At 33.5% G+C, this 5,815-nt stretch carries 6 protein-coding genes and 1 pseudogene; all 7 read right to left on the reverse strand.

All coding sequences use genetic code 11. The annotated features are described in order from the left end of the window. Nucleotides 1–67 precede the first annotated feature (67 nt). On the reverse strand, nt 68–526 hold the full coding sequence (locus tag DN408_RS30405; RefSeq protein WP_002124849.1) for an ASCH domain-containing protein: 459 nt from the start codon (nt 524–526) through the stop codon (nt 68–70). A gap of 27 nt (nt 527–553) precedes the next feature. Beyond that, nucleotides 554–754, reverse strand: a pseudogene (locus tag DN408_RS31720) (peptidase M20); the annotation flags it as partial. A gap of 424 nt (nt 755–1,178) precedes the next feature. Continuing rightward, entirely contained in the window at nt 1,179–1,976 is a 798-nt protein-coding gene (gene bacA, locus DN408_RS30410) for an undecaprenyl-diphosphate phosphatase (protein WP_002124850.1), read from the reverse strand. A gap of 17 nt (nt 1,977–1,993) precedes the next feature. Then, nucleotides 1,994–2,731: an ABC transporter permease gene (locus DN408_RS30415; RefSeq protein WP_078179137.1), complete on the reverse strand. Its 738-nt coding sequence runs from the start codon at nt 2,729–2,731 to the stop codon at nt 1,994–1,996. Next, on the reverse strand, nt 2,724–3,653 hold the full coding sequence (locus tag DN408_RS30420; RefSeq protein ID WP_002124853.1) for an ABC transporter ATP-binding protein: 930 nt from the start codon (nt 3,651–3,653) through the stop codon (nt 2,724–2,726). The genes DN408_RS30415 and DN408_RS30420 overlap by 8 nt, the downstream gene beginning before the upstream one ends. A gap of 68 nt (nt 3,654–3,721) precedes the next feature. Further along, nucleotides 3,722–4,735: a sensor histidine kinase gene (locus DN408_RS30425; protein WP_078179136.1), complete on the reverse strand. Its 1,014-nt coding sequence runs from the start codon at nt 4,733–4,735 to the stop codon at nt 3,722–3,724. Next, the gene (locus DN408_RS30430; RefSeq protein WP_002170136.1) at nt 4,725–5,438 is read right to left on the reverse strand and encodes a response regulator transcription factor; all 714 of its coding nucleotides are present in this window, start codon (nt 5,436–5,438) and stop codon (nt 4,725–4,727) included. The genes DN408_RS30425 and DN408_RS30430 overlap by 11 nt, the downstream gene beginning before the upstream one ends. Nucleotides 5,439–5,815: the final 377 nt, after the last annotated feature.

The following is a 5,815-nucleotide window of genomic DNA, read 5'->3' on the forward strand; positions in this document are numbered from 1 at the left end:
AACAAGCTTATTTGTTTAAAAATAAATGTATTTATCTAGTATGGACTTCCGGTAAAATCGTTATTTATCATAGCTTCACTTTGTTTTTTACATCGATAAGCTTAAAACGTTCGCAAACGAGCAGCATATCTTCAGAAAAACTAAGACCAAGTTCGCTTAGTTCCTTTGTAAAGAACTGTATATGGGTGTCTCTCCAGTAATTATAAGTAAGATCGCCTTCACCCTCAGCTACAGCAAATTCTTCAGTCACTTCATTCATTGGCATTATAGTTACTTCTATTGTCTTAATAATAGCTACAGGTTCATCCTGACTATTGAGTACAATACTATAATCGTTAGTTGTTGGTAGTGGTTCATTTTCTAATTCGTAAAAAATATGGCCCGAGCATGTTGCGGTTTTCACACCATCAATGACTAATTGAGCGAGATAATCAGGAGAATCACCAAATTGCCAAGCTGTAACAGATTCTGGTTTTTTATTGTTTCCCCAATAAGTATCCCAATATGATTGTGCTAATGGATTCATTTGTATATTTACCTCGCTTTAATTTTTTTATAAGCCTTGAGCAACTTGCTTATTTGTAATAGTTTTGTAGTCATATAAAATCTGGGTTGTTGTATTACGGATTAATACAAGTAATACGCTGAAGGAATATGGTTTATAAACTTGTTCTGTCCATTTATGACCATTTTCCCCGTAGACGCCCATATTAATAGACGGGATGTTCAATTTTCGAATTGTTTCGTATGGTAATGGATATAGTTGTTATGTAGTCTATTTGTGATTTGGGCTGCAATAAAGTTAGGGTCAATGCCCGATCACCTACACGTACTTCGCTTCCATAAATATAGAAACAAGGAAGAAGTGATGTATAGCAAAGGAGTGAGAACGTTAGTTCTATCGTGGTGTAATGGGTAGACTCAATCAATTGAGGTGCTTATTTTTACTTCAGCATATGTGTATAAAGAAGAAATGCTATTACTAGGTTCGGATTTCAAATATAGCTTTTAACGTTACATATTTTAATGAAGTGTTGTTTAGAGGTAAAGAATATTCTGATTATTAATATTGATCTATTATCCACTATGCCATATTGAAGTGAGTAATACTAGAGGTGAAATAGATAAAAACCGATATTCCTTGAATATCGGTTTAATAATATGTGACTTATATGAAGCTATAGCAATACGAAAAGTGTAAATACAATGGCTAACAAAATACGATAATATGCAAAAGGTTTTAAACCTATCTTTTCTAAAAGCTTCAGGAAGGTTACTACCGCTAGCATTGCTACAAGAAAAGAGGTAATGAATCCTACCGCAAACATAGGAATATCATCTACACTTAAATACTTCCAACTTTTTAATAAGTCTAACCCTGTAGCTCCGGCCATTACAGGAATGGCAATGAGAAAAGAGAACTCAGATGCAGCCTTATAATTTACTTTTGCTAATAGCCCTCCAGAAATAGTAGAGCCCGCTCTAGAGAAGCCAGGATATACTGCTAAGCATTGAAATAATCCAATTGTTAATGCTTGACGGTATGTTAAATCATCTAGTGAAAAGGCGGTTGCCTCTGCTTTTTTTGCTTCTGCAAAAATCATAAGAATTGCTCCTGCTACAAGTCCGATTACGACAGTATACGGCTGAAATAAGTATGTTTTAATAACATCATGTAATAATAGGCCAACAACTACTGCTGGGAATACACCGAGAAAAACATGTAATGCATTGAATTTTTTCTCTTTCCGTAGAAGGGGTTTAATATTACATAAAGAAACAAGGCGTTTATGATATAAAATCGCGATAGCTAAAATTGCCCCTAACTGTATGACAATTTCAAACGTTTTTGCCCTTTCTCCTTCAAAACCTAATAAATGTCCGACTAATATAAGATGGCCAGTAGAAGAGATGGGTAAAAATTCAGCTAACCCTTCTACAATACCAAGTATGAAGGCAATGATAAGATCGCTCATAGTTTCACTCCTATAAATTAATGAATATCCACCCTTTTAAAATAGAATAGTGTTGTAATAAATCCGAAAATCGCTGTTACTGCAATGATGATATAAGAATACTCTGATGGATAAGTCGGTTGTAATTCGTTATTTGCTATATCTAGAGTAGCGGTCCATGGGAATAGGTCTTTATGTTTTGAATTTACGATCATAAGGTTAGTCATTGTAATAATGATTGTTAATATAATAGGCGGTACATAGGTCTTCATTACAAGAGTTAGTAGTACAATAGGTGAAGACAAAAGAAAGAGAAGTCCACCACATATTAAAAATTTTATGAGAGAGCCTAAAAGTAAGGTGATACTAAGCCCAGGGAAGCTACCTATTAGCCCTAATAATAGAGTTAGCGTCCAAGCAACTAAAGTTAGCATCATGATCCAAAGGAATAGAAGGATAAACTTACTTATAATAAAGCTAATACGTGATACTGGGATAGTTAGCAAATTTTTTAATGTATCTTCCGTGTATTCACGGGTAAATAGATAAGCAATCACAACTCCATATAAGGGGAATCCTATAATTAAAGTAGTGTATAGGTTAACTTCAGTGAACAGTTGACCAAATAAAATAGTTGGAGTAGGTTGCTTTGTCTTCATGTGTATATAAGAAGCTACAACCACTAAAAATGGCGCGACACCTGCTCCGATAATACTAATCAAAAACATATTGGATCGTTTCAATTTTAATAGTTCTGTATAAAGAAGATTAACCAATTGCGCCACCCCCAACTAGTTTGGTGAAATAATCTTCTAGTCTATCTTCGCTCATCACAATTTTTAATACTTCAACATCATTACGAACTAACGTTCTATTAATGTGTCCTTGCTGTCCAAAGTGAGAATAAACGCGAATATTTCCTTCATCATGTACCTCATAATCAAAAATTTGAAAATGCTTTTCTAATAGCATCGCAGCTTTATTATCATTATTTACCTGGAATTCTATGTACTTACGATTGGCTTTACGCAGTGTATCAAGAGAAACTTCTTCTAATAACCTTCCTTCATGAATAATTCCCATACGATCGACTAGTTGTTCCACCTCAGCTAATATATGACTAGAAATGAGTATCGTTATATTTCTGTCTTGAGCTAAAGATTTAATGAGTTTTCGCATTTCTTTAATACCGATTGGATCTAGTCCGTTAGTTGGTTCATCTAGTATGAGTAGTTCAGGATAATGGAGAAGAGCACGTGCAATTCCTAAGCGTTGCTTCATTCCTAAAGAGTATTTTCCTACTAATTTTTTTGTTTCGTGCTGCAAGCCTACAATTTCTAATGCTTCTTCAATTGCATTCCTTTTGTGAACTCCAATTATCTTTGCATTAATTAATAAGTTCTCTCTTGCAGTTAAGTTTTCATAAAATCCTGGGACTTCAACGATAGAACCAATTCTTCTTAAAATTTCTTTTGGATTCCGAAGTAAATCCTCACCGAATATTTCTATATTTCCACTTGTAGGTTTTATAAGACTAAGCAGCATACGGATTGTAGTTGTTTTACCAGCACCGTTACGCCCTATGAATCCATAAATCTCTCCTTGCTGTACATTTATATTTAGATTATCTACTGACTTTTGGTTCCCATAAACTTTAGTAAGGTTTGTCGTTTTTATAATTGTATTTATAGGGGGCACCTACTTTCTATAAGTTCTTAATTACATAATAAAAAGGAAGGTTTAACTGCATATTAATCATTTCTTAACTATTTCTTAAAAGTAGTGTGTTTTGGGACGGAAAAACCAAAAGTAGTTCGTTCCCAGGGAATACTGTCAACCCATATGCGCCCACCATTTTTTTCAACGAGGGCTTTAGAAATAGAAAGTCCGAGGCCACTACCACCGTAAGAAGGATTTCTTGATTGTTCGCTGCGGTACATCCGCTTAAATACGTTTTGTAAATCATGTTTTGGAATACCGGGTCCCTTGTCCCAAATAAGAAGCTCATATTCTGTATTGGTTTCTAGTAGTTCGACTCCTACTATTTTCCCAGCTTTTCCGTGATGGATAGCGTTTTTTATTAGATTACCTATAATTCGTATAAGGCTAAGGTGATCTGCAATAATAGGGGAAGTAGATTCTGGTATGAGAACTTGTAGTTCAATGTTATGTTTTGATAGCTCGGGTAAAAATTCGATTAATACTTCTCTAGTAACTTCAGAAAAATCGAGTTCTTCTTCTTTTAATGGAAATTCATCAGCATCTAGCTTGGCCATATTAAAGATTTCATCGACCAGATGTTTTAAGTCATTCGATTTCTTATAAAGTATTTCAAGATATTCTTGCTTTTCTACTTCAGAAGCAGCGACATCATCTTTTAAAGCATCAATATATCCAATAATAGAAGTAAGTGGTGTTCGGATATCATGTGAGATATTAGATAAAAGTTGTTTTCTAGCTTCTTGGGATTTCCTTGCTTCGATCTGACCCTTTTCTAATGCAGTTATTAAGTCGTTTATTGAAAACACGATACTATTTAGTGAACGGTCGTTATTTGTGAATAGCCTCGTTTGTAAATTCCCTTTAAGTGCACGGCTTAATTTAGTAACCATCGATTCGTTGCTTTGAATAAAGTGAACTCTTGAAAAGAAAAGATATATTGTGATTATGATAAGAGCAATAAATAAAGATATTTTTACATGGTATCCCATATTTATATTTAAAAGTCCGCAAATGATAAGTTGTAATGAAATAAGAATGAGGATCTTATCATTTTTCAACCTTTTCACCTACAAACTTATAACCGATTCCCCATACAGTCTGAATGAATTTTGGATTGGAAGAATCGATTTCTATTTTCTTTCTAAGCTTTCTAATATGCACCATAACTGTATTATCATCTTCTATATAATTATCGTCCCATACATTCCGAAAGAGTTGTGTTTTCGTAAATACTTGCTCTGGGTTTGAAGCGAAGAATTTTAATAGTTCAAGTTCTTTTCCAGTTAAGTTGATTTCTTTTCCGTTCGTATGGACTGTGTATTTTTTAAAATCGATAGTTAGTCCTTTAAATGTTAAAGCTGTTTTCTCTTGTACGTTAGTGTTACTTCCAAGAACTAAAAAACGTCGCATAAGAGCTTTTACTCTTGCAACCACTTCGTGAATACTGAAAGGTTTCGTAATATAATCATCAGCACCTATGCTTAAGCCCAAAATTTTATCAACTTCGTGATCTTTAGCAGTTAGCATTAATATAGGAATGTTGGTTGTATCTCTAAGTTTTCTACACACTTCGATACCATCTACTTTCGGCATCATAAGATCTAATATAACGAGGTTGTAGTTATTTTTGTTAAATAAGCACAACGCTTCTTCGCCATTAATTGCAGTATCTACCATATATAATTCTCGTTCTAAATATCTTTTTAATAAGTCTCGAATTTCTTTATCGTCATCTGCTATAAGAATACGTATATCTTTCATATCGTCACCTGTTTCTAATAGAATGTTATTGATATTACAACTTGATAAACAAAGGGGAATAGGGAGCGGTAATAAAAAATAAAGCAACTTTCTAATTATATACTATTAATTGTTAAAATAAGGTTGCTAGTTTAGCTGAAAAGAATCAATTGTATGAGTTCGGTAAGATGGGGGAAGCGAGTCCTTTGAAATAGAGAAGTGCCTAAATTGAATAGTATTTAGAAGAATAGATTGGTAAAGAAAAGTAGACGATGGTTTCTATTTTAATGAGATCTTTGTAGGTCCTTATCTAGAGTTAAAAGAGTGCAAAGGTACTAAATTAAATTTCTTTGTAAAAAGGTATTGACGATTAGTATATAGAGGTGTAATATAGAACA

The sequence above is a fragment of the Bacillus sp. AR13-1 genome (assembly GCF_008042285.1).
Classification (GTDB): Bacteria; Bacillota; Bacilli; order Bacillales; family Bacillaceae_G; genus Bacillus_A; species Bacillus_A mycoides.